Source organism: Planomonospora sp. ID67723 (genome assembly GCF_015711605.1).
Classification (GTDB): domain Bacteria; phylum Actinomycetota; class Actinomycetes; order Streptosporangiales; family Streptosporangiaceae; genus Planomonospora_A.
In genome coordinates this window covers 1,439,454-1,455,801 of record NZ_JABTEZ010000002.1, presented here as the reverse complement: position 1 = coordinate 1,455,801, position 16,348 = coordinate 1,439,454, and the positions used below count along the sequence as shown (strand labels likewise).

Sequence of the window (16,348 nt, the reverse complement as noted above, 5' to 3'; positions counted from 1 at the left end):
CACCCGTGACAGGACCGGACACGCGATCGGAGACGGAGACGCTCGCGCGTGCCGTCGGGGTCACCCGGCGGTACGGGAACGTGCTGGCACTGGACGACCTCTCCCTCGACATCCGTTCCGGCGAGCTGGTCGGCCTGCTCGGCCCCAACGGCGCGGGAAAGTCCACGCTGATCAACCTGTTCGTCGGGCTGCGCAGGCCGACCTCGGGCCGGGTGGAACTGCTCGGCGGCTCCCCCACCGACCCCGCACGGCGACTCGGCATCGGCGTCACCCCGCAGGAGACCGGGCTCCCGCCGACGCTGCGGGTCCGCGAGGTCGTGGACTTCGTCGCCGCCCACTTCCCGCGGAGCGTCGAGCGCGGTGCGCTGCTGGAGCGGTTCGGCCTGTCCGGGCTGGAGCGCCGCCAGATCGGCGGGCTGTCCGGCGGCCAGAAGCGGCGGCTCGCGGTGGCGCTGGCGTTCGTCGGCGACCCCCGGATGGTCTTCCTGGACGAGCCGACCACGGGCCTGGACGTCGAGGCGCGGCGGTCGTTGTGGGAGGCCATCCGGCACTTCCACACCGAGGGCGGCACCGTGGTGCTGACCAGCCACTACCTGGAGGAGGTCGAGGCCCTGGCCGAGCGGGTCGTGGTCGTCGGCCAGGGCCGGGTGCTCGCCGACGGCACCACCGCGCAGATCCGGGACATCACCGGCATCCGCCGGGTCACCCTGACCAGCGAGAGCCTGCCGGAGCTGGCCGGCGTGCTCAGCGCGGAACGCGACGGCTCCCGGATCCACCTGCTCACCACCGACGCCGACGCCCTGGTCCGCGACCTGGTCCGGGCCGACGTCCCCTTCTCCGGCCTGGAGATCCGCCCCACCTCCCTGGAGGAGGCGTTCCTGACCATCACCGCCCGCGAGTCCCCCACCGCCTGAGGCACGGAGCCCCGGCCCGCGCGCCGCCGTGCGGCCCGGCTCACAGCCGCCCCCTCCTGAGAGGACCGCCCCATGTCCCTTCTTCTCACCCACACCCGGTACCAGATCCTGGAGACCGTCCGGGTCCCGATCGCGGTGATCGGCAACGGATTCTTCCCCGCCGCCTCGATGCTCTTCTTCGTGGTGCCCTTCGCCGGGGACCACCCCGTCGGGGCGACGCTGGCCACGGCGTCGATGATGGTCTTCGCGGTGATGTCCAGCGGCCTGTTCACCCACGGCCTCGGCGTCGCCGAGGACCGCGCCCAGCCCTGGGACCCCTACACCCGCACCCTGCCCGCCGGGCCGTGGCCGCGGCTCGGCGCCCGGATCCTCAACGCGGTGGTCATGACGCTCATCGGGATCGTGCCGGTGCTGATCGTCTCCGCGCTGCTCACCGAGGCCGCCGTGACACCCGTCCGGCTGCTGCTCGGCCTGGGCGCCCTGCTGGTCGCGTCGGTCCCCTTCCAGCTCCTGGGATTGTTCATCGGCTACGCGCTGCCGTCCAAGGCCGCGATCGCGGTGGTGCAGCTGACCCTGTTCCCGATGGCGGTGGGCGGCGGTCTGCTGACGAACCCGATGGACGCCCCGGCGTTCATCGACGCGGTCGCGCCCTTCCTGCCCAGCCGGGGCGCGGTCGAGCTGGTCTGGGCGGCGGTGGGCCACGGCACCCCCGGCACGCTGCCGCTGGTCATGTTCGGCATCTGGACCGCGGTCGCCGGAACTCTGGCCGTGTGGGCCTACCGCCGCGACGAGGGCAACCGCTTCGCCTGAACGCCCGCCGGCGCCGCACGAGGCGGTGCCGCCGGACCCCGCAGCGGTCCGGCGGCACCGTGGTCCTCCGTCTGGCCCTCCGTCTGGCCCTCCGCCCGGTCCTCCGTCTGGTCTTTCGTCTGGTCTTTCGTGTAGTCCTCCGCGAGCGGTCTCCCAGGTTTCCCGATCCCCGGGAGACCGCTCGCCGGCTTCTCGCCCCGATGCCCGGCGGGCTATTCGCCGGTCTTCTCCACCAGGGTCGCGGTGGTGGTCTGGGTCCGGCCGTCGCGGACGTAGGTGAGGACGACCTTGTCGCCCGGCTTGAGACTGCGGATCGCGCCGACCACGGTGGAGGAGCCCTCGACCACGGTGTCGCCGATCCTCGTGATCAGGTCGCCCTGCTTGAGGCCCGCCTGCGCCGCCGGGCTCCCCTCGGTGATCTGCTGGACCATGGCGCCGCCCGCGTCGCCGATGGCGTCGGCCATGCTCACGCCGAGGAAGGCGTGGGTGACCTTGCCGCTCTCGACGAGCTGCTCGGCGACCTGCTTGGCGGTGTTGATCGGGATGGCGAAGCCGACGCCGATGTTGCCCTCGCCGCCGTTGGTGGCGATGGCGGTGTTGATGCCGATCACCTGTCCCTGCGCGTTGACCAGCGCGCCGCCGGAGTTGCCCGGGTTGATCGCCGCATCGGTCTGGAGGGCCCCGCCGATGGTGGTGGCCGTGCCCCCGCCCTGCTGCTCGCCGCCCCAGCCGGGCGGGAGCTGCCGGCGCTGCTCGCCGCCCACGTTCACGGTGCGGTCGAGCGCGCTGATGATCCCGGCGCTGACCGAGCCGGACAGTCCGAGCGGGCTGCCGATGGCGAGCACAGAGTCGCCGACCTTGACCTGGTCGCTGTCACCGAGCGAGGCCTTGGTGAGGCCGGAGACGTTCTCGGCCTTGATGACCGCGAGGTCGGTGGCGGGGTCGGTGCCGATCAGCTTGGCGGTGGCGGTCTTGCCGTCGCTGAACTTGACGGTCAGCTGGCCGCCCTGGCCGGCGGAGTCCACCACGTGGTTGTTGGTGAGGATCATGCCGTCCTCGGAGAGGACCACCCCGGAGCCCTCGCTGCCGCTCTGGCCGCTCCTGACCTCGATCGAGACGACCGAGGGCTGGACGGCCTCGGCGACGTCGGCGACCGTGGCGTTGTCGCCCACCGGCCTGACCAGCGGGGCCGCGGAGGCGACCGGAGCGCCGCCGTCGAAGGCGGTCGCGGTGACGGCTCCCACCACGCCGCCGCCCACGGCCATGGCGGCCAGTGCGAGCCCGGCACCCAGCTTCTGCGCGGTGCTCAGCCGCGCCCGCTGGGCGGGGATCACGGGCGTCCCGGCGGGCGGTCCGGCGAAGGTCTGCTCGGCGAGCTGCTCGGGAACGGGGTGGATCAGCGTCGGCTCCGGTCCGGCGGCCTGGCCGGCGCGGAAGCCGCCGGAGTTCGGCGGCACCTTGCCGAACTGGGTCCAGCCGCCGCCGGTGGCCGTGCCCGCCGGGTCCGGGGTCGTCCCGGGCGCTCCGGAGGCGGCCTCGGCCGGGGTGGTGTCCTGCTCGCGCTTGTCGTCCATCGTCATCCCCCATGTCCTACGTCCACCCGTGGACGCCACGGTGACGACCGGTTCCTCCGGTGACATCCACGATGCCGGGTAGGGTGTAAGAACCGTTTAAGAGGATGTTCGCGATGATCCGCACCCCCTGACAGCCGCTTTATCAGCCGTGCTCAGAGGGGCGGACGCTAGCCGTACAGAAACTAAAAAATCATGATTTAGCGGGCCAGTACTCGTCGCGAAGCAGCCGCTTGTAGAGCTTCCCGGTGGGATGGCGGGGCAGTTCCTCCCGGAAGTCGACCGACTTCGGGCACTTGTACGGCGCCAGCCGGGCACGGCAGTACTCGATCAGCTCCGCCTCCAGCTCCGGACCGGCGGCCTCCATGGAGAGCGGCTGGACGACGGCCTTGACCTGCTCGCCCATCTCCTCGTCCGGGACGCCGAAGACCGCCACGTCGGCCACCTTCGGATGGATCGCCAGCACGTTCTCGGCCTCCTGGGGGTAGATGTTCACCCCGCCAGAGATGATCATGTAGGAGCGGCGGTCGGTGAGGTAGAGGAAGCCCTCCTCGTCCAGGTACCCGATGTCGCCCAGGGTCGTCCAGCCCCGCCCCAGCGGGTCCCGGGAGGCCATCGTCTTGTCCTCGTCACCGTGGTAGACGAACGTGGGCCCGTCGGAGAAGTAGACCGTGCCGTGCTCGCCCGCCGGCAGCTCGGCGCCGTCCTCGTCGCAGACGTGCACGACGCCGAGCAGCGGGCGGCCGACCGTGCCCTTGTGTTTGAGCCAGTCCTCCGAGCCGACGTAGAGGAAGCCGTTGCCCTCGGTTCCGGCGTAGTACTCGTGGATGATCGGACCCCACCAGTCGATCATCCGCTCCTTGACCGGGACCGGGCAGGGCGCGGCGGCGTGGATCGCGCACGCCAGCGACGACAGGTCGTAGCGGGCGCGGGTCTCCCCGGGCAGCTTGAGCATCTTGATGAACATGGTCGGCACCCACTGCGAGTGCGTGACGCCGTATCTCTCGATGAGCGCGAGCGCCTGCTCGGGGTCGAACCTCTCCATCACCACGATGGTCGCGCCGAGCCGCTGGAAGCTCATGCAGTAGCGCAGCGGCGCGGCATGGTAGAGCGGCGCCGGGGAGAGGTAGACGCTCTCGGCCGAGGGCGCGAACAGGAACTGGATGAGCTGGAGCAGCGGGCCGGGGGCGTCGAGCGGAGCCTTCCACAGACCGGGCTTGACACCCTTGGGACGGCCGGTGGTGCCGGAGGAGTAGAGCATGTCGGCGCCCTGGCACTCGTCGGCGATCGGCGTGACCGGGTAGGCGGCGACCGCCTCCTCGTAGGAGTCGAAGCCGGGGGCGACACCGTCCAGCATGAGCCGGAGCGCGACGCCGGGGGTGGCGGCGGTGACGGAGGTGGCGACGTCGGCCAGGCCGGCCGAGGAGATGAAGACCCGGGCCTCGCAGTTGTCGACGATGTAGGCGAGCTCGTCGGTCTTGAGGCGCGAGCTGATCGCCGTGTAGTAGAGGCCCGACCGGTGCGCGGCCCAGGCCACCGCCAGGAACAGCGGATGGTTCTCCAGCATGAAGGCGATGTGGTCGCCCGGCCGGAGCCCGGCGGCGCGGAACAGGTGGGCCAGGCGGTTGGACTCCTCGTCCAGCTCGCGATAGGTGACGGTCCGGCCGGAACCCGCCATGATCACAGCGGGTCTGTCGGGGGAGGCTGCTGCGATGGCTCCGGGGTGCATGAATCCGAACGCTACTCGGTTTGTTCTCCGGTGAGAAGTGTCCGCTTACCGCCGGGGCACTCCCCTCATGCGGCGGGGCCGCGACCTCGCGGGAGAGGTCGCGGCCCCGCTCATGGGACGGCGGCTCGGGATGGTTGCCATGCCGCCGGAGTGTCCTGGTCAGACCTGGCTGTAGACGTGCTCCCAGCCGCCGAAGTAGCTCTTGGGCTCGTTCGGGTTGCCGCGGCTCACCTGGACGTAGACGGCCTTGGCGTCCTTACCGCTGAACGAGTAGAACTTCGCGTGCTTGTTGCAGTTCTTGAAGCTCTTGTAGTGGACCGAGTCGTCGAAGCCGACGACCTTGAAAGTCTCCCACGCGCAGTGGTGCTTCCAGTTACCCCACCACTTGTGGTTGATGAGCTTGCTGTCCACGGTGTAGGGGTACTCGTGGACCCACTTCCAGACCTTCTTCTTGTGCCAGGTCTTGATCCATGCGCACTTCTTGTGACCGTTCTTCCACCAGCACTTCTTGACGGTCTTGGAATACTTCTTCCAGTACCAGTGCTTGGAGGAGTTCTTGTGGACCGTGACCTCGCCCTGGGCCTCGGCCTTGTGGTTGTCGGAGAAGTACGGGCCCCACGTGTCGTGGAAGTACGGGCTGGTGGCGGTTGTGGCGGCTGTGGCGGGAGCGGCGGTCGAGGCGTTGGCCGCGACCGGGGCGCCCATGGCCAGAAGGGCGGCCGCGCCGGCGCCGACCAGGATACGGGTGGCGAATCGCATTGAGGGGTCCTCTCGGGAATGAGGATTTTCTGACATTCCCGTTGTATGACCCGGCGATTGCCACCCGCTTTCAGTCCGCTTTAAAGGCCAGGCCACGCCGCGAATCCGGTAGGTGGATTTTCCCGATCTCCCGGAACGGAAGATCGGGAATTCAGCGGCGCGGCCCGGCCGCTCTCACTTACCGCTTGCGGGGATGACGGATCCGCTGTAGGTCTGCTCGATGAACTGCTTCACCTCGGGACCGGACAGCAGCGCGGCGAGCTTGACCACGCGCGGGTCCTGCTCCTTGCCCGCCGCGACGACCAGGCCGTTGGCGTACGGGTTGCCCTCGGCCTTCTCCAGCACCAGCGCGTCGGCGGCGGGCTTCAGACCGCCCTCGATCGCGTAGTTGCCGTTGATGACGGCGGCGTCCACGTCCTCCAGCGAGCGGGGCAGCTGGGCCGCCTCCAGCGGCTGGAAGGTCAGGTTCTTCGGGTTGGCGGTGACGTCGCGCTCGGTGGCGGCCGTGCCGACGCCCTCCTTCAGAGTGACCACGCCGTTGTCGGCCAGCAGCTTCAGCGCCCGGCCCAGGTTGGTGGCGTCGTTGGGCACGGCCACGGTCGCGCCGTCGGCGAGCTCCGCGACCGCCTTGATCTTCTTGGAGTACAGGCCCAGCGGCTCCAGGTGCACGTCCTTGACGTAGGTCAGCTTGGTGCCCTTGGAGGCGTTGAAGTCGTCCAGGTACGGCCGGTGCTGGAAGAAGTTCGCGCCGAGCTGGCCGTCGTCGAGCTGGACGTTCGGCTGGACGTAGTCGGTGAACTCGACGATCTCCAGGTTCAGGCCCTGCTTGGCGGCGAGGTTGTCCTTGACGAACTTGAGGATCGCCGCGTGCGGGACCGGGGTGGCGCCGACCTTGAGCACCTCCTCCGCGGCGGGCGTGGCGGAGGAGGTGGCGGTGCCGGACTCGGTCGAGCCGCAGGCGGTCAGCGCCAGGGCCAGGGCGGTGGCGGCGGACGCGACGGCGAAGAACCTGCGCATGGTGCGCTCCTTTTCGGGGTGTGAGAAGCCAGGGCCCCCGCTCGTGGCGGGGTCCCGGAGGGAAAAGTCAGTGACGCGCGAGACGGCGGGCGACGGTGTCGCCCAGGGTCTGCACGAGTTGGACGATGACGATCAGCACGATGACCGTGACCACCATGAGGGTGGTCTCGAAGCGCTGGTAGCCGTAACGGATGGCCAGGTCGCCGAGACCGCCGCCGCCGATCACCCCCGCCATGGCCGAGTAGGAGATCAGCGCGACCACGGTCACGGTCAGCCCCGCGACCAGGCCGGACCTCGCCTCCGGCAGGAGGACCTTGCCGATGATCGTCCAGCGGCCTGCCCCCATGGCCTGGGCGGCCTGCACCGTGTCCCTGCCGACCTCGCGCAGTGCGGTCTCCACCAGCCGGGCGAAGAACGGCGCGGCGCCGAGCGTGAGCGGGACGACGGCGGCGAAGGTGCCAATGGTGGTGCCGACGATCAGCCGGGTCAGCGGGATGACCGCGATCATCAGGACGATGAAGGGCAGCGACCGGCCGATGTTGACGACCATGCCGAGCACGCTGTTGAGCGGCCGGGAGGGCAGCAGCCCGCCCCGGTCGGTGACGACCAGCGCGACGCCCAGCGGGAGCCCGAACAGCACGGTGAACAGCGTGGACCAGACGACCATCTGGGCGGTCTGCCCGGTCGCCTCCCACAGCAGAGGGCTCATCTCTTCCCAGGTCATGGGTGCTCCTTCGTCGGTTCCACGACCGGGCTGCCGTGTCCACCGGCTCGCTCGCTCACCGGGCCTCCTCCACCAGCAGGCCGCGCTCGGCCAGGTAGCCGAGGGCGGCGACGCGCTCGCCGCCGGCGAGGCGGACCCGGAGCCGGCCGACCGAGGCGCCGGCCACCTCCTCCAGGGCTCCGCCGAGGATGCTCACGTCCACGTCGAACTTGCGCACGACCTCCGAGACCACGGGCTCGTCGGCCCGCCCGGTGAAGGTGATCGTGACGTCTCCGGGCGCGGGGTCGGGCAGCGGGAAGAGCTCGGCCGCCAGCCGGGAACCGGGCCGGGCGATCAGCTCGGCGATGCCGCCCGCCTCCTCGATGAGGCCGTCGCGCATGACGGCGACCGAGTCGCAGATGCCCTTGACGACGTGCATCTCGTGGGTGATCAGCAGGATGGTCAGGCCGAGTTCGCGGTTGAGGCTCCTGAGCAGGGCGAGGATCGACTGGGTTGTGCCCGGGTCGAGCGCCGAGGTGGCCTCGTCCGACAGCAGCACCGCGGGGTTGCCCGCCAGCGCGCGGGCGATGCCGACCCGCTGTTTCTGCCCGCCGGACAGCTGCCCCGGGTACGCCCCGGCCTTGTCGGCCAGGCCGACCAGCTCCAGCAGCTCGGCGACGCGCCTGGCACGCTCGGCCCGGCCGGCGCCCATCACCTCCAGCGGGAAGGCGACGTTGCCGGCGACGGTGCGCGAGGACAGCAGCGCGAAGTGCTGGTGGATCATCCCGATCCGCTGCCGGGCCCGGCGCAGCTCGGCCCTGCCCAGCGAGGTCAGCTCCTGCCCGGCCACGGAGACGGCGCCCTCGGTGGGCCGCTCCAGCAGGTTCACGCAGCGCAGCAGCGTGCTCTTTCCGGCCCCGCTCTGCCCGAGCACGCCGAAGATCTCACCCTGGCGTACGCGGAGGTCGACACCGCCCAGGGCGACGACCTCCCGGCCTCTGTCCCGGTAGACCTTGCGCAGGCCTGACACATCGATCACAACGGTTCCCCCAACATGAACAGATCGCGAAAAGAAGACTTCGGGAAGGGGGTACGGCTAGCGCGTGCCGGGGTGGAACGGCAGGTGGCTCAGGCGGCGCAGGACGAGGGTGTCCGCGGGGCAGTTCATGGGGCAGGGCCTTCTCGGGGAGGGAACGGGGCTTCGTCGCGAGGCGGGGGCTCAGCGCATGGAGGGCATGCCGCCCATGGCACACATGCGGGACGTCCCACACCTGCGCATGCCACGACACATGACCCGGCCCTGCGGGGTCATGTCGATGCCGTGTGCCACGTTCACACTTCCGCCAACACCCAGGTCAACCGCACTATTCCCGGCCCGGCGTGACGTCCGTCACATGGGGTGCGCCGCTCAGGTCGCGGAAGGGCCGTCCCGGTCCTGGCCCTCCACCAGACCGGCCTCGTAGGCCAGGATCGCCGCCTGGACGCGGTTCTCCAGTCCCAGCCTGGTGAGGATGCGGTTCACCCGGCTCTTGACCCCGGCCTCCGACAGTCCGAGGCTCCTGGCGATCTGGGCGTTGGACAGACCCCTGGCCACCAGGATCAGGACCTCGCTCTCCCGCGCGGTGAGCGCGTCCAGGCGCCCGGTCCGCCCCGGGGCGCGCGGTCCGGCTCCGGAGCGCGGCTCGGCGAGCAGGACCTCGGGGATGGTCGTGAACGTCCCGATGAGCCGCCGGGTGACGGTGGGGGCGAGGGCGGCCTCCCCCGCGGCGACCGTGCGGATGGCCTCGGCGAGCTGGTCGGACGAGCTGTTCTTCAGGAGGAACCCGCTGGCGCCGGCGCGCAGGGAGGCGTGGACGTACTCGTCGACGTCGAACGTGGTCAGCATCAGCACGCGCGGGCGTGGATCGCCGTGCGGCCAGTGACGCAGGATGCGGCCGGTCGCCTCGACGCCGGTCAGCCCGGGCATGCGCACGTCCATCAGCACCACGTCGGGCCGCAGGGCGAAGGCCGCGGCCACGGCCTCCTGCCCGTCGGCGGCCTCCCCCACGACGCTCAGCCCGTCACGCCGCTCGATCATGACGCGCAGCGCCGACCTGACCAGCTCCTGGTCGTCGGCGACGAGCACGCGGACGGGCATCATGCCGCGCCCTCCGAAGGCACGTCACCGGGCGGCGGGTCCGGTGCCGGGTCCGCGAGCCGGAAACCGGCCTCCACCTGCCATCCGCCGTCCTCGCGGGGGCCGGCGCGCAGGGTGCCGCCGAACAGTGTGACGCGTTCGCGCATGCCGATCAGGCCGAGCCCGGAGCCGGCCAGCGGTGTGTGCGCCGGCGCCGGCGGCCCGTTGCCCACCGTGACGGTCAGCCGTCCCTCGTCCCGGCGCAGGACGATCCGCACATCGGTGGCGCCCGCGTGCTTGAGGACGTTCGTGAGCGCCTCCTGGACGACCCGGTAGGCCGAGACCTGCACCGCGGGCGGGAGGCCGTCCACCGGGTCCGCGTCGATCTCCGTCCGGCATCCGGCGGCGGCGGCCGCGGCGGCGAGCCGGTCCAGGTGGCGCAGAGACGGTTCCGGCCGCAGGCCGGACGGGTCGAGGTCGTCGACGAGCAGCCCGAGCAACCGCCGCATCTCGATCAGCGCGGAGTCGGCGGCCGTCCCGATCCCCGCCACCCCCCGGTGGACCAGCGGGTGGTCGGGGTCGTCGGACATCACGTCGGCCGTGGCGCGCGCCTGCATCGCGATCGCGCTGACGTGGTGGGCGACCAGGTCGTGCAGGTCCCGCGCGATGCGCGCGCGCTCGGCCACCACCGCGCGCCGGGTGCTGATCTCCCGCTCGGCGCGGAGCCTCTCAGCCAGTTCCCGCAACCGTGCCGCGTCGGCGTGGATGTGGCGCTGGGAGACACCGAGCCACCAGACCCCCGCCGACAGCGCGACGACCAGCACCACCCCGACGGGGCCCACCACCGGCTCCCGCGGGACCGGCAGGCTCAGCCACGGCCCGGCGAACTCCGGCGACAGCACCGCCGCCGCGACCACGCCGACCACGGCGGCGCTTCCCGGCGGGCGCGCGTGGCGGGCGACGGCGTATCCGGCGAACAGGATGCACACGCCGTCCTTGAAGTCGACCATGGGGTCGGCCAGTTCGTAGGCCACGTAGGCGGCGGCGACCACTGCCATGACCGGCCACGGGTGCGAGCGGCGCCATGCCAGCGGCGCGGCCTGCACCAGCAGCAGCGCGATCACCGTCACGTCGTCGGCCGTGCGGGAGGGAAGCCCTTCACCTCGCCGGAGCAGCAGCACCAACGCGGCCAGCGCCGCCGCGAGCAGCGCGTCAGCGAGCAGCGGACGGGCCTGGAGACTCCCCCGCAGCGCAGAGATCGGGCCCGGGGACCGGATCGCGGAGATCGAGCCTGTGATGAGTGTCTTCATTCGCCTCAGAGGGACCGGGCGCCGGCCCGGCCGACGATCACCTGTACGCCGCCAAGCGTAGGACACCGGCCCCTCCGGAGGAACGCATCCAAAGTTGCGCCGATGTCCGCCCACTCCTCCCACAGGCCGACGGAACTCCGGGCTTATGGCCGATTCGGCGGACGATCTCCCTTCCTAGGGTCGGATCACCCGCCGGGACGACCGGCACCGACGACGAAGAGGACAACTCCATGAACCGCACCGTTTCCCCGCGTTCCACCGCGTCCCCGCACTCCGGCGCGCCGGCGTCGAGAGGGAACGGACGGCGCCTGGCGGCGCTCTCCGCCGCCTGCGCGGTGACCGCCGTCCTGGCCGGCTCCCTCGTATCCCCGCCCGCCTCCGCGTCCGCCCCCGCCTCCGGGCCCGCCACCGCTTCCGAGTACGGCCGGGCGCAGCTCCAGCGCGACGTCGACGCGCTCCGCAAGATCGGGGTCATCGGCGTCGACACGCAGGTGGCCACCGCCGACGGCGGGCGCCTGGTCGTCACCGGCGGCGTCGCCGACCTCCGGACCAAGCGGCCCGTCCCCGCGGGCGGCTACACCCGGATCGCCAGCGTGACCAAGATCTTCGTGGCCACCGTGGTCCTGCAGCTCTCCCAGGAGGGCACGCTGTCCCTGGACGACACCGTCGAGCGCTGGCTGCCCGGCGTGGTGAAGGGCAACGGCAACGACGGCGGCGCGATCACGATCCGCCAGCTCCTCCAGCACACCGGCGGCGTCCCGGAGGCCTACCCGACCTTCACCTCGGTGGAGGAATACCTCAAGCACCGCTACGACCCCTTCACGCCCGGGCAGATCGTGGCCGAGGCCATGAAGAAGAAGCCGGACTTCGCTCCCGGCAAGGGGTGGATGTACTCCAACACCGGTTACATGCTGATCAGCATGATCATCGAGAAGGCCACCGGCAACCCATGGCACGTCGAGGTCCGCGACCGCATCAGCCGGCCCCTCGGGCTGCGGCACACGCGCTGGTCGGGCGCCTCGGTGAACGTCCCCTCGCCCCACGCCAAGGGCTACCTGGTGGGCGTGCAGAACACGCCGGTGGACGTCACCAAGCACTTCGACGGCGACGCGGCCGGTGGCCTCATCTCCACCACCGGCGACGTCAACCGGTTCCTGCGCGCCCTGATGGGCGGCAGGCTGCTGCCGCCCGCGCTGCTGGAGCAGATGCGCGCCACCGTCCCGGCCACGGCGTTCGAGGCGGCCTGGCCGGGCGTGCGCTACGGGCTCGGAGTGATGTCGCGCCCGCTGTCGTGCGGTGGCGTCTACTGGAGCCACGGCGGCGACGACCTCGGGTACAGGACCCGCACCGGTGTCACCGCCGACGGCCGGCGCAGCGTCGTGCTGGCGATGTCCACCCAGTTCGGCGACGCCCGTACACAGGCCCAGGAGAAGGCCGCCACCGAGCTGATCGACCACGCGCTCTGCGGGAAGTGAGCCGGACGCGCCCTCGGCCGGCTACCGGTAGAGGTCGCTGAGCGGGGCGGTCCGGGCGGCGAGACAGCGTGGACGAGGCATCCCGGCCAGGCGGCTCGATGATCCGTCCACGTGTGTCATCCGCCCATGCGGACCGGCATCTCCTTGATGGAGTTGACGAAGTTGGAGCGCAGGCGGCGCACCCGCCCGGCGGGCGCGATCTGCGGGGCCCGTTCGGCGAGGACCTCGAACAGCACCCGGACCTCCATGCGGGCCAGGTGCGCGCCCAGGCAGAAGTGCGGGCCGCCGCCGCCGAAGCCGATGTGCGGGTTCGGGTCGCGGCCGATGTCGAAGACGTCCGCGTCGGGGAAGACGGCGTCGTCGCGGTTGCCCGCCGGGTAGTAGAGGACGACCTTCTCCCCCGCCGGGATCGCCTGGCCTCCGAGCTCGGTGGCGGCGAGCGTGGTGCGGCGCATGGTGATCACCGGGGAGACCCAGCGGACGACCTCGTCGGGCAGCGTGCGCAGCAGCGACCGGTCCTCCAGCAGCCGCCGCCACTGGTCCGGGTGGTCGAAGAACGCCTGGAGCCCGCCGGAGGCGGCGTTGCGGGTGGTCTCGTTGCCCGCCACGGCCAGCAGCATCACGAACACCCCGAGGGAGAGGTCGTCCATGCTCGTGCCGTCCTCACCGGGGGCGACCAGCTTGCTGACGATGTCGTCGCGCGGCTCGGCACGACGCCGCGCGCCGAGCGCCGAGGCGTATGCGAACAGCTCGAAGGCGGGCGTCTGGTCGCCGGTGGCGAACTCGGGGTCGTCGGCGCCGATCAGCGCGTTCGACCAGGTGAAGATCTTCTCCCGGTCCTCGGGGGGCGCGCCGAGCAGCTCGCAGATCACGTACAGCGGGAGCGGGGCCGCAACGTCGGCGACGAAGTCCACCGAACCGCGGTCCAGGGCGGCGCCGACCAGTTCTCGGCAGATCTCCCGGATGTGCTCCTCGAGCTTGCCGATCATCCGGGGGGTGAAGCCGCGGTTGACGACGCCTCGCGTGGCGGTGTGCTCCGGCGGGTCCTGGAAGAGCATCATGAACCGGTTGCGGGCGAGCTGCTCCTCCGTCGGGTCGGGCACCATGATGCCGCCCGCGTGGGAGGAGAAGATCTCCGGGTGCCGGGAGACGTGCTGGATGTCGGCGTGCCGGGTGACGGCCCAGAAGCCGGGCCCGCCGGGCTCGGCGTGCCGGTGGACCGGCGAGTTCTCCCGCAGCCAGGCGTAGCTCGTCCACGGCATGCCGGTCTCGTACAGCAGGGGGTCGTAGATGTCGATCTCGGTGGTCATGGGGAGCCTTCTGTGCGTCATGTCCGTGCCGTGAAGAAGTCTCCCAACTCCCCCGTCCCCACGGGACCCCTCCCGGCAAATCGTGATCTTGCCTTCACGTCCCCGTCCGGGGCCCCGGTACGGCGACGCGGAACGGCCCGCCCTCCGTGACGGGAGGGCGGGCCGTTCCGGGGGCCGGGGCCGGGCGGGTCAGGCCGCGGCGGCCTCGGCGACCTTCGCCGGGGTGAGCGCGATCTCCAGAACCTCCCGCACGTCGCTCACCGTGTGGATGGTGAGCTCGTCGCGGACGGACTGGGGGACGTCGTCCAGGTCGGGCTCGTTGCGGGCCGGGATCAGCACGGTGGTGATGCCCGCGCGGTGGGCGGCCAGCAGCTTCTGCTTGACCCCGCCGATCGGCAGCACCCGGCCGGTGAGGGAGACCTCGCCGGTCATGGCCACGTCGCCGCGGACCGGACGGCCCGACAGCAGCGAGGCCAGCGCCGTGGTGAGCGTGATGCCGGCGGACGGGCCGTCCTTGGGCACGGCGCCCGCGGGGAAGTGCACATGCACCGAGCGGTCCTTGAGGGAGCCGACGGGCAGCTCCAGCTCCGCGCCGCGCGAGCGCAGGTAGGACAGCGCGATCTTCGCCGACTCCTTCATGACGTCGCCGAGCTGGCCGGTCAGCGTCAGGCCGGTGTCCCCGGTCTCCGGGTCGGCCAGCGACGCCTCCACGTAGAGGACGTCACCGCCCGCTCCGGTCACCGCCAGGCCGGTGGCCACGCCCGGCACCGCCGTACGCTGCCGGGACTCCGGGAGCGAGGACTCGGGCACGTGGCGCGGGCGGCCGAGGTAGCCGACGAGGTCGTCCGCCGTCACGGTCACCGGCAACCCGCCCTCGCCGAGCGCGGCCTTCGCGGTGACCTTCCGCAGGACGCGGGCGATCGATCGCTCCAGGGAGCGCACTCCGGCCTCCCGGGTGTACTCCCCTGCGAGCCTGCGCAGGGCCTCCTCCTCCACCGTCACCTCGTCCGCGGTCAGCCCCGCCTTGTCGAGCTGGCGCGGGAGCAGGTGGTCACGGGCGATGGCGACCTTCTCGTCCTCGGTGTAGCCGTCGAGCGTCACGACCTCCATGCGGTCGAGCAGCGGGCCGGGGATGGCCTCCAGCACGTTGGCCGTGGCCAGGAAGAGCACGTCGGACAGGTCGAGCTCGACCTCCAGGTAGTGGTCGCGGAAGGTGTGGTTCTGCGCCGGGTCGAGCACCTCCAGCAGCGCGGCCGTCGGGTCGCCCCGGTAGTCGGAGCCGACCTTGTCGACCTCGTCGAGGAGCACGACCGGGTTCATCGAGCCGGCCTCGCGGATGGCGCGGACGATGCGGCCGGGCAGCGCGCCGACGTAGGTGCGCCGGTGCCCGCGGATCTCGGCCTCGTCGCGGACGCCGCCGAGGGCGACGCGGACGAACTTGCGGCCCATCGCGCGAGCCACGGACTCTCCCAGCGAGGTCTTGCCGACCCCGGGAGGACCGGCCAGCGCGAGCACGGCGCCGCTGCGCCGCCCGCCCACCGCGCCCAGGCCCTTGGCGGCCCGGCGGCCGCGGACGGCGAGGTATTCGACGATGCGGTCCTTGACGTCGTCGAGGCCGGTGTGGTCGGCGTCGAGGACCTCGCGGGCTGCGGCGATGTCGACAGCGCCCTTAGGCGCGCCTTCGGCACGGCGCTCCTCGGTGTAGACGTTCCACGGGATGTCGAGGACGGTGTCGAGCCAGGTGCGGATCCAGCCGGTCTCCGGGGACTGGTCGGAGGTCCGCTCCAGCTTGCCGACCTCCTTGAGCGCGGCTTCGCGCACCTTCTCGGGCAGGTCGGCGGCCTCGACGCGGGCGCGGTAGTCCTCCTCCTCGGTCTCGGCGGAGTCACCGTTGAGCTCCCTGAGCTCCTTGCGGACCGCGGCGAGCTGCTGGCGGAGCAGGAACTCGCGCTGCTGCTTCTCCATGCCCTCCTGGACGTCCTTGCGGATCGTCTCGGCCACGTCGAGCTCGGCCAGGTGCTCGCGGGACCACTCGACCAGCATCGCAAGGCGGTCGGCGGGGTCGGGGGTCTCGAGGATCTCGGCCTTGCGCTGGGTGCTCAGCCAGGGGGCGTAGCCGGAGTTGTCGGCGAGGACCGACGGGTCGTCCATCGCGTTGACGGCGTCGACGACCTGCCAGGCGCCCCGCTTCTGCAGGATCGTGGTGGCCAGCGCCTTGTACTGCTTGGCGAGCTCCTCGGCGCGCTCGCCCGCCGGGACGGGGTCGATCCGGGTGGCCTGCACCCACAGCGCCGCGCCGGGGCCGGTCGTGCCGGAGCCCACGCGGATGCGGTCGACGCCGCGCACTACGGCCGCGGGCTCGCCGCCGGGCAGCCGGCCGACCTGTTCGACGACCGCCCGCACGCCCACCGGCCCGTACCGTCCGTCGATGCGGGGAACGAGGAGCACCTCGGGCTTGTTCTCGTCCAGTGCCTGGGCGGCGTCGATGGCGGCCCGGATCTCGTTGTCGGACAGGTCCAGCGGGACGACCATCCCCGGAAGCACGACCGCGTCGTCGAGCGGAAGGACCGGGAGGATCAAGCTCTCACTCATCTGCACTCCAGGGGGTTGAGTTATACCGACTCAATTAACAGG

13 protein-coding genes are annotated in these 16,348 nt (G+C 71.6%); 3 read left to right on the top strand and 10 right to left on the bottom strand.

Translation table 11 applies throughout. The features are described 5' to 3' along the window. The first annotated feature begins 5 nt into the window (after window positions 1-5). Window positions 6-914: an ABC transporter ATP-binding protein gene (locus HS041_RS19150; protein WP_307845366.1), complete on the top strand. Its 909-nt coding sequence runs from the start codon at window positions 6-8 to the stop codon at window positions 912-914. A gap of 72 nt (window positions 915-986) precedes the next feature. After that, window positions 987-1,724, top strand: coding sequence for an ABC transporter permease (locus tag HS041_RS19145; RefSeq protein WP_196442011.1), 738 nt, complete (start codon window positions 987-989; stop codon window positions 1,722-1,724). Between the two features lie 212 nt (window positions 1,725-1,936). Here HS041_RS19145 and HS041_RS19140 read toward each other — a convergent pair whose 3' ends face one another. The 8 genes from HS041_RS19140 to HS041_RS19105 form a co-directional block, all read right to left on the bottom strand. Then, on the bottom strand, window positions 1,937-3,304 hold the full coding sequence (locus HS041_RS19140) for a S1C family serine protease (protein WP_230879129.1): 1,368 nt from the start codon (window positions 3,302-3,304) through the stop codon (window positions 1,937-1,939). A 184-nt stretch (window positions 3,305-3,488) separates the two neighbouring features. Beyond that, window positions 3,489-5,024: an acyl-CoA synthetase gene (locus tag HS041_RS19135; RefSeq protein ID WP_196442010.1), complete on the bottom strand. Its 1,536-nt coding sequence runs from the start codon at window positions 5,022-5,024 to the stop codon at window positions 3,489-3,491. A 159-nt stretch (window positions 5,025-5,183) separates the two neighbouring features. Next, entirely contained in the window at window positions 5,184-5,783 is a 600-nt protein-coding gene (locus HS041_RS19130; protein WP_196442009.1) for a hypothetical protein, read from the bottom strand. Window positions 5,784-5,957: 174 nt separating this feature from the next. Further along, window positions 5,958-6,800: a MetQ/NlpA family ABC transporter substrate-binding protein gene (locus HS041_RS19125; protein WP_196442008.1), complete on the bottom strand. Its 843-nt coding sequence runs from the start codon at window positions 6,798-6,800 to the stop codon at window positions 5,958-5,960. 67 nt (window positions 6,801-6,867) lie between these two features. Continuing rightward, window positions 6,868-7,524 carry a methionine ABC transporter permease gene (locus HS041_RS19120; RefSeq protein ID WP_196442007.1) on the bottom strand — a complete coding sequence of 219 codons (657 nt, stop codon included), beginning with the start codon at window positions 7,522-7,524 and terminating at the stop codon, window positions 6,868-6,870. Window positions 7,525-7,579: 55 nt separating this feature from the next. Further along, complete coding sequence (locus HS041_RS19115) at window positions 7,580-8,542, bottom strand: methionine ABC transporter ATP-binding protein (protein ID WP_196442006.1); 963 nt, start codon at window positions 8,540-8,542, stop codon at window positions 7,580-7,582. 369 nt (window positions 8,543-8,911) lie between these two features. Then, complete coding sequence (locus HS041_RS19110) at window positions 8,912-9,643, bottom strand: response regulator (protein ID WP_307845365.1); 732 nt, start codon at window positions 9,641-9,643, stop codon at window positions 8,912-8,914. Next, window positions 9,640-10,929, bottom strand: coding sequence for a sensor histidine kinase (locus HS041_RS19105; RefSeq protein WP_196442005.1), 1,290 nt, complete (start codon window positions 10,927-10,929; stop codon window positions 9,640-9,642). Before HS041_RS19105 ends, HS041_RS19110 begins: the two co-directional genes overlap by 4 nt. A 230-nt stretch (window positions 10,930-11,159) precedes the next feature. Between HS041_RS19105 and HS041_RS19100 the strand changes: the two genes are divergently transcribed. Further along, window positions 11,160-12,404, top strand: a complete 1,245-nt coding sequence (locus HS041_RS19100) for a serine hydrolase domain-containing protein (protein WP_196442004.1) — start codon at window positions 11,160-11,162, stop codon at window positions 12,402-12,404. A 116-nt stretch (window positions 12,405-12,520) separates the two neighbouring features. Here the strand turns inward: HS041_RS19100 and HS041_RS19095 are convergent, their stop codons facing one another. Further along, a complete protein-coding gene (locus HS041_RS19095) occupies window positions 12,521-13,714 on the bottom strand; it encodes a cytochrome P450 (RefSeq protein WP_196442003.1) in 1,194 nt (397 codons plus the stop codon). 189 nt (window positions 13,715-13,903) lie between these two features. Then, window positions 13,904-16,306 carry an endopeptidase La gene (lon, locus tag HS041_RS19090; RefSeq protein ID WP_196442002.1) on the bottom strand — a complete coding sequence of 801 codons (2,403 nt, stop codon included), beginning with the start codon at window positions 16,304-16,306 and terminating at the stop codon, window positions 13,904-13,906. Window positions 16,307-16,348: the final 42 nt, after the last annotated feature.